Origin of the sequence: Acidovorax sp. LjRoot194 (assembly GCF_964253015.1) — a bacterium.
GTDB lineage: Bacteria > Pseudomonadota > Gammaproteobacteria > Burkholderiales > Burkholderiaceae_C > Acidovorax.
Genome location: NZ_CAXUQB020000001.1, coordinates 2,122,501 through 2,138,278, shown reverse-complemented (window position 1 = coordinate 2,138,278; position 15,778 = coordinate 2,122,501). Strand labels below are relative to the sequence as shown.

Genomic DNA, 15,778 nt, shown 5'->3' with positions numbered 1-15,778 from the left:
GAAAGTCGGACAACCTCCCGCAACGGCAGAGGCGCCAGCGCAAGTTGCGCCGCGCCCGGATCCAGCCAGCAATGCCAATCGCGCGCCGATGGTAGGTACCATCCACGAATCAGAGCCCACTACCGGCCGCCAGAATGTCGCAGATACCCCATGCCACTGAGCGGCCCTTGTTTCAATCATCATGTCAACTATGCAAATTGCCACCTGGAACGTGAACTCCCTGTCCGTACGCCTGCCCCAGGTGCTGGATTGGCTACAGGCCAATCCGGTGGACGCGTTGGGCCTGCAGGAGCTCAAGCTCACCGACGACAAGTTTCCGCACGACGCGCTCAAGGAAGCCGGCTATGAGACGGTGACCTTCGGGCAGAAGACCTACAACGGCGTGGCCATCCTGAGTCGCCACCCCCTGCGGGATGTGGTGCGCAACATCCCAGGCCACACGGATGAGCAGGCCCGGGTGATCGCAGCCACGCTGGACACCCCTGCCGGCCCATTGCGTTTTGTGAACTGTTATTTCGTCAACGGCCAGGCCCCCGGCACCGAAAAGTTTGCCTACAAGATGCTGTGGCTCGAGGCGCTTCACCGGTGGCTGCGCGAGGAGATGGCGGCGCACCCACGGCTGGCGTTGGTGGGCGATTTCAACGTGACACCGGAAGACCGTGATTCGTTCGACCCGGTAGGACTCAAGGACACGATCCACCACACGGTGGAGGAACGGCAGCATTTTCAGGACCTGATTTCCCTGGGCCTGACCGACACCTTCCGCATGTTCGAGCAGCCTGAAAAAACCTATTCATGGTGGGACTACCGCATGCTCGGTTTTCAGAAGAACCGCGGCTTGCGCATCGACCACATTCTGGTGAGCGAGGCCCTGCGCCCCACGGTGACTGCGTGCACGGTCGACCGCGCACCGCGCAAGAACCCGCAGCCGAGTGACCACGCGCCGGTGGTGGCGACTCTCGGGTAAAGGCCAATACGTAGCAACGTTAGCGCCTCGCGGACATCCATGAACTAACTTTGCTCTTTCCATAGCAAAAGGGCTGCACATGGCAGCCCTTTTTTTGATCCAAAGTCAGGGGCAACTTGAAGACCAGGGAAGCGGTTTGGCTTTACGCCAAACCCCTGCCCCTCAGTCTGAAGGTTGCGCCCCTAGGAGATCAAGTGCGCGAGGAGAACGAGTCGCGCAGTGCGCGCACTTCATCATGGTTGCGCTGTGCGCCTTGCGACTGGCGCTGCACCAGAGCCTGCACCTGGGAGGGCAACGTGTTCTTCAGTGCCTTGCGATAGCGGGCCACTGCAGCGTCTTCTCCGCGCTCGCACTCTTCCAGCACCGCCTTGTCGTCCTGAATGGACAGGGCCGTCTTCACAGACACCCAGCCGCGGTGCAGCGCACCCGAGACCGTGCCGCCGGAGGCTGGCTCGCCACCCAGGCGACGCACTTCGTGCTCCAGCTCGGTACCGGCGGCGGCGCATTCTTGCGCATGGCGCTGGAACACCGCTTTGAGTTCTGGCGACTTGGCGTGTTCGGCACACGACTTGAAGCCATATTCGCCGTCGCGTGCCGACTCCAGCAGGTCGTTCAGCACATCGACCACGTCATCGTTGTCGACGACATCGAATGGACGGGTGTCGCCTGCTTCGTAGCGGGAAGCGCGGTCCCAGGCAGCACGCGTTGCGGGGCGTGCATCGGACCATGCCAGGCCATCGGCGTGGCGTGCGCGCCAGTCGTCCGCCAGGCGGGGCTCAACCGAATCGAAGTCGCCTTCGTAGCGGCCCACCGAGGACCAGCCCAGCTCGTAGGCAGGACGGTATTGGTCATACGTGCGGCCACCTACGTAGTAGGGCTCGCGCTCGTAGGTTTCGCGCCAGTAAGCGTCTTCTGCGGTGGGGTTGACTGCCTCAGCAGCTGCCTTGCCCGTCAGGCCGCCGACGACTGCGCCAGCCACACCACCGACTGCGGCGCCCACGGGGCCGCCAAAGGCACCTGCGGCTGCACCTGCTGCGGCGCCGCCCAGGGCAGCACCGACACCGGTGCCCACAGGATGGGAACCTGGTTCATTGGTCAAAGGGTCGCGGTTGGCATCATTGAAATCCGACATAGAAGCTCTCCGGTTGGTTGACAGTGAATTCATTGTTGAAGTCACGCCGCGCCAAGCGGGTCGGCCCATGGAGGACTTGAATGTAGGACAGCGCCAGCCTTGGCTTGTGGATGGGGGCGCTGGTGTGTGCCTTCTGCAGCGCAACGCGGCAAGCCATGCCACATCACGCGCAGATGCTACAAAATGTATAGCTTTTACCGCTTGTCTATCAAGCGGCAGCGGCCATTTTTATGCTTCGTCGGGCGCGTCCAGCCCCAGCTCCTGGATCTTGCGCGTGATGGTGTTGCGCCCGATGCCCAGGCGCTGCGCGGCTTCCATGCGGCGTCCGTGCGTCGCGGTCAATGCCGTACGGATCAGACGCGATTCAAAGCGACGTGTGAGAGCGTCCCACACCTCGGGCTGACCACCAGCGAGCAGCCTTTGCGCCTCGGTCTCCAGCGCCTGCTCCCAGGTGTTGACTGCGCCTGCACCCGGAGCGCCGCCCACAGCGGCGGTCGCAACTCCGGCAGACGAAGGCGCACCGCCATCCACGGCCCCGGACCACGCTGCCGTCGAATTTGCGTTGGCGCCGTAGCCTGCTGTGGTCCCGGTCGAGGCGGCGCCAGAGGGCACCGGCGGATGCAGACCACCGACCCGCTCGCCGGGCGCTGCGGATGCAGCGTTTGCCGCGTAAACAGACCCCGCAGCGGCAGATGCTGGCGCCTGCTGGGCTCCGGCCAAGTCGCCAGTGGCCCCTGCGCGCTGCGCTGAGGGGTTCACAGGGGCCTCCAGCACCTCGGGCGGCAGGTCCTGCTGCGAAATGACCTGGGCAGGCGCCATCACCGTGAGCCAATGGCAGATGTTCTCCAGTTGCCGCACGTTGCCCGGAAACGCGAACTGCTCCAGCCGCGCGATGGCAGAGTCGGCAATGCGCTTGGGCTCCACGCCCAGCTGCCGCGCGCTTTGCTGCAGGAAGTGGCGCGTGAGCACGGGCACGTCTTCGTGCCGCTCGCGCAGCGCGGGCAGCCGCAGTCGGATGACGTTGAGGCGGTGGAACAAGTCCTCGCGGAAGCCGCCTTCCTTGACGCGTTTTTCCAGGTCCTGGTGGGTAGCCGCGATCACGCGCACATGGGCCTTGACGGCCGCATGGCCGCCCACGCGGTAGAACTGGCCGTCAGACAGCACACGCAAAAGGCGCGTCTGCAGGTCGAACGGCATGTCGCCGATTTCATCCAGGAACAGCGTGCCGCCTTCGGCTTGCTCGAAGCGGCCGCGCCGCTGCGTCTGCGCGCCGGTGAAGGCGCCGCGCTCGTGGCCGAAGAGTTCGGACTCCAGCAGGTCCTTGGGGATCGCGGCGGTGTTGATGGCGACAAACGGGCCGTCGGCCACCGGTGAATGCTTGTGCAGCGCACGGGCCACCAGCTCCTTGCCCGAGCCCGATTCGCCGGTGATGAGCACCGTGACCTGGCTTTGGCTCAAGCGGCCGATGGCACGGAACACATCCTGCATGGCGGGCGCCTGGCCCAGCATTTCGGGGGTCTCGGCCTGGCGCTCTTCGATGACCTCTTCGCGTTGGCTTTCTTCCACCGCACGGCGGATCAGTTCCACCGCCTTGGGCAGGTCGAAAGGCTTAGGCAGGTATTCGAATGCTCCGCGCTGGAAGGCCGACACGGCGCTGTCCAGATCGGAGTACGCCGTCATGATGATGACGGGCAGGCCAGGCTGCAGTTCGCGCACTTTCTCCAGCAGCTGCAGGCCCGAACCGCCGGGCATCCGGATGTCGCTCACCAGCACCTGGGGGCCTTGCCGGGCCGGGTCGCCAGCGGTGATGTCGGCCAGCGCGTCGAGCACTTCGCGGGGGTGGGTGAAGCTGCGCGTGGGCAGGTTCTCGCGGGCCAGCGCCTTTTCGAGCACGAAGCGGATCGAAGGGTCGTCGTCTACTAACCAGATCGGCTTCATATCTTTTTCTTACCTTCCCTGTGGTTGCGTGTCAGGGACCTCAGGGCAAGGGGATCAGGATGCGGAAGTCGGTGCGACCCGGTACGCTGTCGCATTCAATCAACCCGTGGTGCCGCTGTACAAAGGTTTGTGCCAGCGTGAGCCCCAGCCCCGATCCGCCGTCCCGACCCGATACGAGGGGATAGAAAATCCGCTCCTTGATCGCGTCGGGTACGCCCGGTCCGTTGTCGATGACATGCAATTCCAGTGCCAGCCGATATCGCTGGCGACCAAACGTTACTTGTCGTGCCACCCGGGTGCGCAGCGTGATGACCGCGTCGCCCGCGGCGATGCGCTCAGTCAGGGCCTGGGCGCCGTTCTGCACGATGTTCAGCAGGGCCTGGATCAGCTGCGCCCGGTCGCCGCGGAACTCTGGGATGGAGGTGTCGTAGTCGCGCACGACCTTCAGGCCCTGCGGGTACTCCACGAGCACGAGGGAGCGCACTCGCTCGCACACTTCATGGATGTTGACATCGCCCACCAGATGGGGGTGGCGGTGCGGCGCCAGCAGCCGGTCTACCAGGCTTTGCAGGCGGTCCGCCTCGTGGATGATGACCTGGGTGTATTCGGTGAGCTCGCGGCTTTCGAGCTCCATCTCCAGCAACTGGGCGGCACCACGGATGCCGCCCAACGGGTTCTTGATCTCGTGCGCCAGGTTGCGGATGAGTTCCTTGTTGGCCTGGGCCTGGTCGAGCAGGCGCTCTTCGCGGTCCTGGCGGGCCTGCTGCTCCAGCGGCCACAGTTCCACCAGAATCTCGCCGACCTGCTCGGCGTCGGCCACGCTCACATGCACGGGCACAGGGTCCTGGTGCACGCGCTTGAGGCCGGCCTCGTAGCGCAGCGCGGCAAAGTCCTTGCCACGGGCGCCCGCCAGGGCGGTCTGCAGCAGCGCGGGGTCGGTGAAGAAGGTGGAGAAATCCGCGTTCTCCAAGGTCCGGCGCGACAGGCCGAGGGTGTTTTCCAGCGCGGCGTTGGCGAACTGCACCGCACCGTCGGCCCGCAGCACGGCCACCAGGGTGGACATCAGGTCCAGAGAATGAAAACGCCCCGTGTCGGTGGACGGGGCATCGGTGGGGTGCTGGGAATTCACGCGCTTGTAAAGACTACGGGTTGGTGGCGGTTTGGGCGGGGTTGCGGTGAGCGAGTCAGTTGGCGGCAGCAGGCAGGCGCGCGATCTCGCGCTTGATGCCGGCGATGTCGCTTTCGCTGCGGGTGATGTTGGCCTTCAGCTCTGCGGTGCGCTCGATGTAGCGCTGCGGGTTGCGCAGGTCGAGCGCATTGCGCTCGGGCGCGCCACCGTTGTATTCCTTCACCAGATCGGCGTGGCGGGTCTCGGCCTTGCGCAGCTCTGATTCGAGAATGGCGCGCGCATCGGAATCACGGGCCTTCTGGTCGTTGGTGTTCACGCGCGGCGCAGACGGTGGCGAAGCCGAGGTGGCGCCACCGCCGCCTGTTGAAGGGGCCGCAGCTGCAGGGGCCGCAGCGCCCGCTGGGCGGTTGCCCTGCACCACGGTCACGTTGCCGCCTTCCACCAGCTTGCAGCCGCGCTCCTTGGCTTGCTGGGCGTTGTTGGTGTATTCGTTGCCACAGCGGTAGATGCGGTCTTGCGCCCAGGCGGCCGGAGCCACCGCAGCGATCAATAACAGGGAGATGAGCGTTTTCTTCATTCGGTTTCCTCGCACTGCCATGCAGGGGGTGCGGTGGAGTATCCACCAATCACCGTGCATCGCCAATCCAACACCAGCAGACCCCCACGGGGCTTTGTACAAGGATGCAACGGCCCAGCCACTGGTTCCGTTTCAGGCCGTCAAAAGCTAGCGCGCCATGAAAAAAGGCGGCTTGCGCCGCCTTTTGGGAAGTAAGAGCCTGCAGGCAGGCAATTACAGCGAGTAGTACATGTCGTATTCGACAGGGTGAGGTGCCATGCGGAAACGCGTGACTTCCTGCATCTTGAGGTCGATGTAGGCATCCAGCATGGAATCGGAGAACACGCCACCCTTGGTCAGGAAGCCGCGGTCCTTGTCCAGATACTCCAGCGCCTGGTCCAGGCTGTGGCACACGGTGGGCACCAGCTTGTCTTCTTCGGGCGGCAGATGGTACAGGTCCTTCGTGGCGGCTTCGCCGGGATGGATCTTGTTCTCCACGCCGTCCAGGCCGGCCATCATCAGCGCCGAGAAGCACAGGTAGGGGTTGGCCGATGGATCGGGGAAACGCGCTTCGATGCGGCGGCCCTTGGGGTTGGCCACGTAAGGAATGCGGATCGAGGCCGAGCGGTTGCGGGCCGAGTAGGCCAGCTTCACAGGGGCTTCGAAGCCGGGCACCAGGCGCTTGTACGAGTTGGTACCAGGGTTGGTGATGGCGTTCAGGGCACGTGCGTGCTTGATGATGCCGCCGATGTAGTACAGAGCGAAGTCCGACAGGCCGGCATAGCCGTCGCCTGCGAACAGGTTCTTGCCGTCCTTCCAGATGGACTGGTGCACGTGCATGCCGGAGCCGTTGTCGCCAGCGTAGGGCTTGGGCATGAAGGTGGCGGTCTTGCCGTAGGCGTTGGCCACGTTCCAGACCACGTACTTCAGGACCTGCGTCCAGTCGGCGCGCTCGACCAGCGTGCTGAACTTGGTGCCGATTTCGTTCTGGCCAGCGCCTGCCACTTCGTGGTGGAACACTTCGACCGGGATGCCCAGGGATTCGAGGATCAGGGACATTTCAGCGCGCATGTCTTGCGTGCTGTCGACGGGAGGCACTGGGAAGTAGCCGCCCTTGACCGTGGGACGGTGGCCGCGGTTGCCGCCTTCGAGCTTGGCACCCGAATTCCAGGGGGCTTCGTACTCTTCGATCTCGAACATGACCTTGCCGGGTTCGTTGGACCAACGCACGCCGTCGAAGATGAAGAATTCTGGCTCTGGGCCGAAGAAAGCGGTGTCGCCCAGGCCGGAGGCCTTCAGGTAGGCTTCAGCGCGTTTGGCGATGGAGCGTGGATCGCGGTCGTATGCCTTGCCGTCGCCGGGCTCGATCACGTCGCACTGCAGGAACAGCGTGGTTTCTTCGAAGAACGGGTCGATGTTGGCCGTGTTCGGGTCGGGCATCAGTTGCATGTCCGAAGCTTCGATGCCCTTCCAGCCAGCCACCGAGGAGCCGTCGAATGCGTGGCCGGACGTGAACTTGTCTTCATCAAAGTGGGAAACAGGCACGGTCACGTGCTGTTCCTTGCCACGGGTATCGGTAAAACGGAAGTCAACGAACTTGACTTCGTTTTCCTTCACCATCTTTATCACGTCTGCAACGGTCTTGGCCATCAGGTTCTCCTGGGTAAAGCGCTTGTTGAAAAAAGGATTTTGCGTAAACAAAAGCAGTTTGCGTGCCAGCTGGGTGCAGCCGCCGCACTATGAAGGAGCGCCACGGACTACAGACCATGGGCGCACACATCGGATTGCACCAATAAGGTGCGAATCACTATTTATCTTTGTGCCTCAAAGATTGCGCACCAATTCAGGGCCGCATTGCGCACCAAATTCGTGCAGACCCTGCTGGAGGTCTTCCCACGCCGCTGGGACCAGCGGCGCGGGCCCTTTGACGCCCAACTCGATATGCCGCCCGTATTGTGGATGATCCACGCTGGGCAAACTGAACACGCGGACTCCCGCATGCAATTTTTCGATGCGCTCCATTAAAGGGGTCAAAGCAGCCTCCATGGCGCCGTACACCACCACGGACTGCTCGGTCTGCGGCGTGCGGTTGAAATGTGCTGCGTAATGCTGGTCCAGCACCGCCTCGATCATGGGCCAGGCCATGACGGGAAACCCCGGCACAAAGTGCACGGTCCCGCCCCCTGCCCCTTCGCAGGTGAAGCCGGGGATCTTGTTGTACGGGTTGGCGATGATGCTTGCCCCCGCGGGGAAGGTGCCCATGTTGAGCCGGTGGAGGTTGTCCGGGCGATCGGCCTCGTACGGCACGCCCTGCTCCCGCGCCACATCCTGCATGCGCTCGCGGATCAAGGCTTCTGCCTCGGGGTGCAGCGCCAGGTCGCGTCCCAAGGCACGCGCAGCGCACTGCCGGGTGTGATCGTCCGGCGTGGCACCGATGCCACCGCACGAAAACACGACGTCGCCCGAGGCAAACGCGCGCTGCAGCGTGGCGGTGATGCGGTCCGGGCTGTCGCCCACATAGTCAGCATACGACAGGGCCAGCCCGCGGGCGGCCAAAAGCTCGATGACCTTGGGCATGTGCTTGTCGGCGCGCTTGCCGGACAGGATTTCGTCGCCGACGATGATGAGGCCGAACTGGGGGGTCGTCATGGTGCAGGGGTTCCGTGGGCTGATGGTTCTGGCGCGGGCAGCGCGGCGGGGGCTGGCGGTGCTGTAGGCACCGCCACAGGGGCGTCGACGCCCGGTGGCACAACGTCCGGCGCACCGCGGGGAGTCAGTGTCGTGCCGGCGGGCGGCGCGTGGGCCAATGCAGCATTTTCTGCGCGCAATTGCTCCAGTGCAGCCAGCCCATAGTGGGCGAACCACAGCGACGAGAAGGCGAATACCAGGGTATAGATCCAGATGGCCAGCGGTACGAGCACGACAAATGCAGCGGCGAACACCACGCCTGAGGCCCACACGATGCTGGGTGCAGCGCCCAGGTAGCCGGTCAAGATACCGATGCCCAGCAAACTGCTGCGGTGGCGCCGAAATATCTCCTGGCGCTCTTCTTTGCTGGCGTGGTCGGCCAGTGCATCGAACACCATGACCCGGTACGTGAGCCAGCCCCAGATCAGCGGCGGAAGAATCAGCACCAGAGGCGGCACCAGCCACAGGGGCACCGACACCACCAGCGCGATCAACGCCAGCGCGGTCGAACCGAGCGACCACGCCACGCTGGCGATGAAGGAGCCGCCCTTCTTGCGTTCGAGGTTGGGAAACCGCCGATCAGCCACCAGGCTCACCAGGGCCGGCGTCATCAGCACCGCCACCAGCAGCAGTGACAGCACCACGAGCACAGGCGCCACTGCCAAAATCACCATCAGAGGCGCCACCACCGAGGCCACATCCCCCAGACCCCAGCCTTGCAGCCAGTTCCAGAAGGTGGCCAGCACTGTGGACGCGTCAAGAATGCCGCGCATGCCCTGCACTGCGGCGTCCCAGTACAGATAGCCCAGGCCCAGCGCGAGGCCCAGCATCACCAACAGCGGCAGTACCGACAGCGCCATCACCCGCGGGCGCAGGCAATAGGCCGCTGCGCGCCAGAAAGAATCAAGCAGTAGTCCCATGTCGGCGAGCATACCTTCTGAGGGTGGCACGGCCCGTCAGGCGCGCCCGATGAGCCGGAGCACGCCCCGCCACTGTTGCGACCAGAAGCCGGTGCCGTAGTCGCGCACGCGGCCGCCCGGGCCGGGCTCGACCTGGTCACGGATGCCGGTGGGGTCGTAACGTTGTTCGAAGTTGGCGGTGCGCATCAGCATGTCCCACCAAGGCAGCAGTACACCGAAGTTGTGCCCGCCCAGAACCACACGGTGCGTGGCCCCACCGCCAGCCCCTGGCGCAAGAGGCTTGAGTGTTTCGTGGCCAATACCGATGCTGTGGTGCAGACGGTGGAACCGCGGGCTGACCCACAGCCGTTCGCCCCAGCGCCCGAACCACAACCGCACGTTGGCATGCTGAAAGCTCTCGCTGAGCTGCGTGATGGCCACGATGGCAATGAACTGGCCAGGCGCCACACCGATGAGCTGGGCCACCACCACCAGAATGGTGTCGCGCAGAAGGTCGTCGAGCAGGTGATTGCGGTTGTCGCTCCACATGGTCATCTGGCGCTGCGCATGGTGCAGTGAATGCAGACGCCACCACCATTCGTAGTGGTGCTGACCGCGGTGGATCCAGTAGTCCACGAAGTCGAACACCACGAGGTACAGCAGCAGACTGACCCACGGCACATCGGTGATGCCAGGCCACACGCCGTCGAGCTGGAAGGTGCTGACGCCGGCCACCCGCAAGGCGCCAAAGAGGGAATCCGCCAGCGGGTCCACCGCCAGGAAAAGGCCGAGCCGGAAAAGACCCAGCCGGTGGATCAGCGTGTACAGGATGTCGGTGCGGATCGTGGCCCGGTCGGTGACGGCCTCCACGGGCTTCCAGCGCTGCAGAGGGCCTATCACTGCAGCAATCACCACCAGCTGCAGCACCCCCACCAGGATCCAGCCCGACGCTTCGTAGCCGCTTTCCAGCTGATTGCCCAGCCCCATGGCAAACATCAGGGGCTGCATCACGCTCTCGAACAGCCACTGCTGCGCGGTGTCAAACCCGTTGCCTAGCCAACCCATGCTCATGCTCCATCCGGTTTAGTCCTGCGCGTTGCTGCGCTGCATCGTGTCGTGTGCCGATCGCCCGGCCCCCAACGCCCGCTACCGCCCTGCGGGCTTGGCGTAGTCGGGGTGCTCACGCAGCGTGCGAAAGCAAAATCCACGTTCCTTCAAACCCACAATCAATGGCTCCAGCACCGCAGGCGCCCAGGGGTCCTTGCGCGACCAGATCCCCAGGTGCGCCAGCAGAATGTCGCCGCTGCGCACATCGCGCAGCGCCTTGCGCAACAGGGAATCATTGCTGGCGCTCTCGCTGGGCAGTTCGTCCCCGAGAAAGCCCGCTGGCGACCAACCCACGTGGGCGTAGCCGCAGGCCGCCGCGCTGGCCAGCAGCTGGGGTGAGGTCTTGCCCCCGGGCGCGCGAAACAGCGGCAACGGTTGTTTGCCGGTGATGGCTTTCAGGCGCTCTGCAGCGTGTGTGACTTCTTCGCAGTATTGGGCTGCCGTCAGAACAAAACTTTGCCCCTCACGCGACCCCGCAGAGGGACGGACGCGAAAGGACGGGTTGCGCGCGTCACCAAGGTCCGCGCGCCAGTAGGTGTGGTTCCAGGTGTGCGAGGCCAACTCATGGCCTTCGGCCGCCCGTGCCTTCCACCAGGGCGCCCAATGGTCGCCCAGGCTTCCGTCGCCCTGCTTGGTGCGCTCGTTGGCCGCGAAGAAGGTGACATGCACCTTTTGGCGATGGAGCACCTCGGCCACCAAGGGAGCGATCTCCATGTGACCAGTATCAAAGGTCAGATAGATTGGTTTCTCACAAGCATTTTGGGCGCTACCGCTTGATACGTAAGCGCAAGCAGCTATCAATACCGTAGCAAACCGAAGCACCCGTCTCCGCGGGGTTCGCCGTGCCACCATGGCAACGCCGGGATCAGCCATCACCGTGGCGCGTGCTGCAGTGTCCATACGCCGTGGGGTGACTTGCCCACCGTGACTTGGCGGACCACCTTCTTTGTCTCGGTGTCCACGACCGACAGCTTGCGCGCCCAGCGGGAACTCACATAGAGGAACCGGCCGTCGGCTGACACTTCCATGCAGTCCGGTCCGCCCGGTACGGGATAGGAGTCCACGACCTGGTAGGTGTTCATGTCGATCTTGCTGATGGTGTTGGCCACGCGATTGCTCACGTACACATGCCGACCATCCCCTGCCGCGCGGAATGCATGCGCCCCGCTGCCGGTCTTGATCTTGCGGATGCTCACCGGCTCACGGCCCGACACGTCGAAGACCTCGACACTGTCACTGCCCGTCAGGCCGACGAACACGCGTTTGTCGTCCGTGCTGCCGTACACATCCGCTGGCATGGCGCCCGTCTTGATGCGCCATTTGATGGTCTGCGTCGCAATGTCGATGGCCACGAGCTCGTCGCTGTCCTGCATGGTCGAGTAGACCGTCGTGCTCTTGCTATCGATCCACAAGTGGCTGGGCGTGCGCGACGTGGCGACCCGCTGAACCAGCGTCATGTCCTTGCCATCCCAGCGATAGAAGTCCACATGGTTCAGCCGATTCGCAGCGGTGATGAACCACTTCATGTCGGGCGTGAACCGCAGGTGGTACGGGTCCACGATGCCGCGCACAGTGCGTTGGACCTGCGCCGTGCGCGGATCCAGGAAGGTCAGCGTGTCACCCAGAGCATTTGCAACGATGAGCGACTTCTCATCGGGGGTGAGGTAGAGGTGATGGGGCTCCTTGCCGGTCGGAATGCGCGACGTCTCTGTCCAGGTCGCAGGGTCGATGACACTGACACTGGCCTCCAGAGAGTTCAGCACAAACAAGGGCGGCGGCGGTGCAGCCAACACAGCGCCCATCGACATCCACAGCCCACCGAGGGCCACGCACACGCGTGCAATCGAAAAAATCTTCACAAAGCCACTTTCAACACAGCCTTCAAGTGTAGCGCCGTGGCTTGGCAAAGCCCGGTGCGGCACACGTAACATCCTTGATATAGAACGATTTTTTGCTTTTGTAAGCCAATGGTGACAAGCGATGATCGGACTGATTGCAGCGTCCGTGGCACACGCCCCACTCCAACGCATCGCCAGTACGTGTGCTGGAATGGACGGAAGGCTTTGGCGACCGATTCATCAGCGCGAAGGACTCACCTGGACGGTCGTCAAAAACGCATTAAGCAGCTTGGGTCAGCAGTTGCAGATCCGCTTCACTGAGCCATTTCCATTGGCCCGGAGCCAGATCCGCGGGAAGTGCCATGGCGCCCATGCTGGACCGGTGCAGGCCTTCCACGCGGTTACCCACTGCTGCAAGCATGCGCTTGACCTGGTGGTACTTACCTTCGGTCAGTGTGAGATCCAATCGATGGGTATCCACCATCACGCAGGCTGCGGCCTTTACGGGCTTGGGGTCGTCGTCCAGAACCACGCCAGCCAGCAGCTTCGAGACTTGCACTTCATCCACAGGATGCTTGGTCGTCACTTGGTACACCTTGGGCACGTGCTTCTTGGGCGAGCTCATGCGATGGATGAACTGTCCATCATCGCTCAGCAGCAGCAACCCCGTCGTATCTTGATCGAGGCGGCCGACGGCCTGAATTCCCTGCACCGCACTCTTCGTGGGCCGTTGGCGCAACGGAGCAGGCAGCAGCGTGTAGATGCTTGGATAGGTGGAAGGTTTTTGCGAGCACTCGGTTCCTGCAGGTTTGTGCAGCATCACGTAGGCTTTATCGTGATAAGGCCACTCGACGCCCTGGACCCGAAGGTGCAGGCCGTTTTCATCGATGTGCGCAGCGGCCTCCAGCAACTGCTGATAGGCCGACTCACCAGCCGGTTTCACCTCGACGAATCCTTGCTGGATCAACCCAGCACAAACGCGGCGCGTCCCGAACCCTTGCGAATAGAGAATGTCTTGTAACTGCATTGTGTCCTCAGCACGCCAGTGCCTTTAATCAGCACACCAGGATTTAGCTTGCGGCATTACTGGTCATCCTGGCCATGTTCATTGCAAAGTGCCAATCAAAAGCGTAGCCACAAAGCAAAACGCCCTTCTACTCATAGAGCAGAAGGGCGGTTTGGGCTGTAAGAGCCTGACGATGACCTACTTTCACACGGGAACCCGCACTATCATCGGCGCAAAGTCGTTTCACTGTCCTGTTCGGGATGGGAAGGAGTGGTACCAACTTGCTATGGTCATCAGGCATAAAGGGTTGCCATACTGAACGTCACGTTTGGAGTTCAGTACAACGAATTCATAGAGTTAAATCAGCTTTTGGTGTTTTGACTGCGTCAACTTGGCATAACAATCTTTGAGCTTGGCACACATTCATTTCTGGATGCATGTTGGCTATCAAAGTTATAGGGTCAAGCCGCACGAGCAATTAGTATCAGTTAGCTTAACGCATTACTGCGCTTCCACACCTGACCTATCAACGTCCTGGTCTTGAACGACTCTTTAGGGGGCTCAAGGCCCCGGCAGATCTCATCTTGAAACGAGTTTCCCGCTTAGATGCTTTCAGCGGTTATCTCTTCCACACTTAGCTACTCGGCAATGCCACTGGCGTGACAACCGATACACCAGAGGTGTGTCCACTCCGGTCCTCTCGTACTAGGAGCAGGCTTCCTCAAATCTGCAGCGCCCACGGAAGATAGGGACCAAACTGTCTCACGACGTTTTAAACCCAGCTCACGTACCTCTTTAAATGGCGAACAGCCATACCCTTGGGACCGGCTACAGCCCCAGGATGAGATGAGCCGACATCGAGGTGCCAAACACCGCCGTCGATATGAACTCTTGGGCGGTATCAGCCTGTTATCCCCAGAGTACCTTTTATCCGTTGAGCGATGGCCCTTCCATACAGAACCACCGGATCACTATGTCCTGCTTTCGCATCTGCTCGACTTGTCAGTCTCGCAGTTAAGCACGCTTATGCCATTGCACTATCGTCACGATGTCCGACCGTAACTAGCGTACCTTCGAACTCCTCCGTTACGCTTTGGGAGGAGACCGCCCCAGTCAAACTGCCTACCATGCACTGTCCCCGATCCAGATAATGGACCTAGGTTAGAACCTCAAACACACCAGGGTGGTATTTCAACGTTGGCTCCATGACATCTAGCGACGCCACTTCAAAGCCTCCCACCTATCCTACACAGATCTGTTCAAAGTCCAATACAAAGCTACAGTAAAGGTTCATGGGGTCTTTCCGTCTTTCCGCGGGGAGATTGCATCATCACAAACATTTCAACTTCGCTGAGTCTCAGGAGGAGACAGTGTGGCCATCGTTACGCCATTCGTGCAGGTCGGAACTTACCCGACAAGGAATTTCGCTACCTTAGGACCGTTATAGTTACGGCCGCCGTTTACTGGGACTTCAATCAAGAGCTTGCACCCCATCATTTAATCTTCCAGCACCGGGCAGGCGTCACACCCTATACGTCCACTTTCGTGTTTGCAGAGTGCTGTGTTTTTATTAAACAGTCGCAGCCACCGATTTTTTGCAACCCCGTTGGGCTCGCCTTGTACAGGTTCACCTACTTGGGGCATACCTTCTCCCGAAGTTACGGTATCAATTTGCCGAGTTCCTTCTCCTGAGTTCTCTCAAGCGCCTTAGAATACTCATCTCGCGCACCAGTGTCGGTTTGCGGTACGGTCGTCAATAGCTGAAGCTTAGTGGCTTTTCCTGGAAGCAGGGTATCACTCACTTCGTCTGCAAGCAGACTCGTTATCACCCCTCATCTAAGCCCGGCGGATTTGCCTACCAGGCACGACTACAGGCTTGAACCAACATATCCAACAGTTGGCTGAGCTAACCTTCTCCGTCCCCACATCGCACTATTGATCGGTACAGGAATATTGACCTGTTTCCCATCAGCTACGCATCTCTGCCTCGCCTTAGGGGCCGACTCACTCTACGCCGATGAACGTTGCGTAGAAAACCTTGCGCTTACGGCGAGGGGGCTTTTCACCCCCTTTAACGCTACTCATGTCAGCATTCGCACTTCTGATACCTCCAGCATCCGTCACCAGACACCTTCACAGGCCTACAGAACGCTCTCCTACCACGTGCAATAAATTGCACATCCGCAGCTTCGGTAACTGGCTTAGCCCCGTTACATCTTCCGCGCAGGACGACTCGATCAGTGAGCTATTACGCTTTCTTTAAATGATGGCTGCTTCTAAGCCAACATCCTGACTGTTTTAGCCTTCCCACTTCGTTTCCCACTTAGCCAATTTTAGGGACCTTAGCTGGCGGTCTGGGTTGTTTCCCTCTTGAGTCCGGACGTTAGCACCCGGTGCTCTGTCTCCCAAGCTGTACTCGTCAGTATTCGGAGTTTGCATAGGTTTGGTAAGTCGCCATGACCCCCTAGCCTAAACAGTGCTCTACCCCCGACGGTAATACTTGAGGCACTACCTAAAT

13 protein-coding genes and 2 rRNA genes (1 of these 15 cut by a window edge) are annotated in these 15,778 nt (G+C 61.6%); 1 reads left to right on the top strand and 14 read right to left on the bottom strand.

Annotated elements, in window-relative coordinates:
• Positions 1-190 precede the first annotated feature (190 nt).
• The gene (gene xth, locus ACSQ3N_RS09685; protein ID WP_056163483.1) at positions 191-967 is read left to right on the top strand and encodes an exodeoxyribonuclease III; all 777 of its coding nucleotides are present in this window, start codon (positions 191-193) and stop codon (positions 965-967) included.
• 190 nt (positions 968-1,157) lie between these two features.
• Here xth and ACSQ3N_RS09680 read toward each other — a convergent pair whose 3' ends face one another.
• The 14 genes from ACSQ3N_RS09680 to ACSQ3N_RS09615 form a co-directional block, all read right to left on the bottom strand.
• Positions 1,158-1,946, bottom strand: a complete 789-nt coding sequence (locus ACSQ3N_RS09680; RefSeq protein ID WP_235507259.1) for a ferritin-like domain-containing protein — start codon at positions 1,944-1,946, stop codon at positions 1,158-1,160.
• A complete protein-coding gene (locus ACSQ3N_RS09675; protein WP_235507258.1) occupies positions 1,919-2,059 on the bottom strand; it encodes a hypothetical protein in 141 nt (46 codons plus the stop codon). The genes ACSQ3N_RS09680 and ACSQ3N_RS09675 overlap by 28 nt, the downstream gene beginning before the upstream one ends.
• Before the next feature lie 268 nt (positions 2,060-2,327).
• On the bottom strand, positions 2,328-4,037 hold the full coding sequence (ntrC, locus tag ACSQ3N_RS09670; RefSeq protein WP_056163477.1) for a nitrogen regulation protein NR(I): 1,710 nt from the start codon (positions 4,035-4,037) through the stop codon (positions 2,328-2,330).
• Positions 4,038-4,077: 40 nt separating this feature from the next.
• Positions 4,078-5,100 carry a nitrogen regulation protein NR(II) gene (gene glnL, locus ACSQ3N_RS09665; RefSeq protein ID WP_056163801.1) on the bottom strand — a complete coding sequence of 341 codons (1,023 nt, stop codon included), beginning with the start codon at positions 5,098-5,100 and terminating at the stop codon, positions 4,078-4,080.
• A 121-nt stretch (positions 5,101-5,221) separates the two neighbouring features.
• Entirely contained in the window at positions 5,222-5,743 is a 522-nt protein-coding gene (locus ACSQ3N_RS09660) for a hypothetical protein (RefSeq protein WP_056163474.1), read from the bottom strand.
• Positions 5,744-5,956: 213 nt separating this feature from the next.
• Complete coding sequence (glnA, locus tag ACSQ3N_RS09655; RefSeq protein WP_056163798.1) at positions 5,957-7,372, bottom strand: type I glutamate--ammonia ligase; 1,416 nt, start codon at positions 7,370-7,372, stop codon at positions 5,957-5,959.
• Between the two features lie 174 nt (positions 7,373-7,546).
• Complete coding sequence (locus tag ACSQ3N_RS09650; protein ID WP_056163471.1) at positions 7,547-8,371, bottom strand: competence/damage-inducible protein A; 825 nt, start codon at positions 8,369-8,371, stop codon at positions 7,547-7,549.
• Positions 8,368-9,330 (bottom strand): EI24 domain-containing protein, encoded by a 963-nt coding sequence (locus ACSQ3N_RS09645; protein ID WP_200926867.1) that lies wholly within the window; start codon positions 9,328-9,330, stop codon positions 8,368-8,370. The genes ACSQ3N_RS09650 and ACSQ3N_RS09645 overlap by 4 nt, the downstream gene beginning before the upstream one ends.
• A gap of 36 nt (positions 9,331-9,366) precedes the next feature.
• Positions 9,367-10,374: a sterol desaturase family protein gene (locus ACSQ3N_RS09640; protein WP_056163795.1), complete on the bottom strand. Its 1,008-nt coding sequence runs from the start codon at positions 10,372-10,374 to the stop codon at positions 9,367-9,369.
• An 81-nt stretch (positions 10,375-10,455) separates the two neighbouring features.
• Positions 10,456-11,268, bottom strand: coding sequence for a polysaccharide deacetylase family protein (locus ACSQ3N_RS09635; RefSeq protein WP_436147941.1), 813 nt, complete (start codon positions 11,266-11,268; stop codon positions 10,456-10,458).
• Positions 11,269-11,288: 20 nt separating this feature from the next.
• On the bottom strand, positions 11,289-12,275 hold the full coding sequence (locus ACSQ3N_RS09630; protein ID WP_082516746.1) for a YncE family protein: 987 nt from the start codon (positions 12,273-12,275) through the stop codon (positions 11,289-11,291).
• A gap of 259 nt (positions 12,276-12,534) precedes the next feature.
• Positions 12,535-13,281, bottom strand: a complete 747-nt coding sequence (locus ACSQ3N_RS09625; RefSeq protein ID WP_056163464.1) for a 16S rRNA pseudouridine(516) synthase — start codon at positions 13,279-13,281, stop codon at positions 12,535-12,537.
• Between the two features lie 164 nt (positions 13,282-13,445).
• Positions 13,446-13,558: ribosomal RNA gene (gene rrf / locus ACSQ3N_RS09620) — 5S ribosomal RNA — on the bottom strand.
• A 159-nt stretch (positions 13,559-13,717) separates the two neighbouring features.
• A 23S ribosomal RNA gene (locus tag ACSQ3N_RS09615) occupies positions 13,718-15,778 on the bottom strand (it continues 818 nt past the right edge of the window).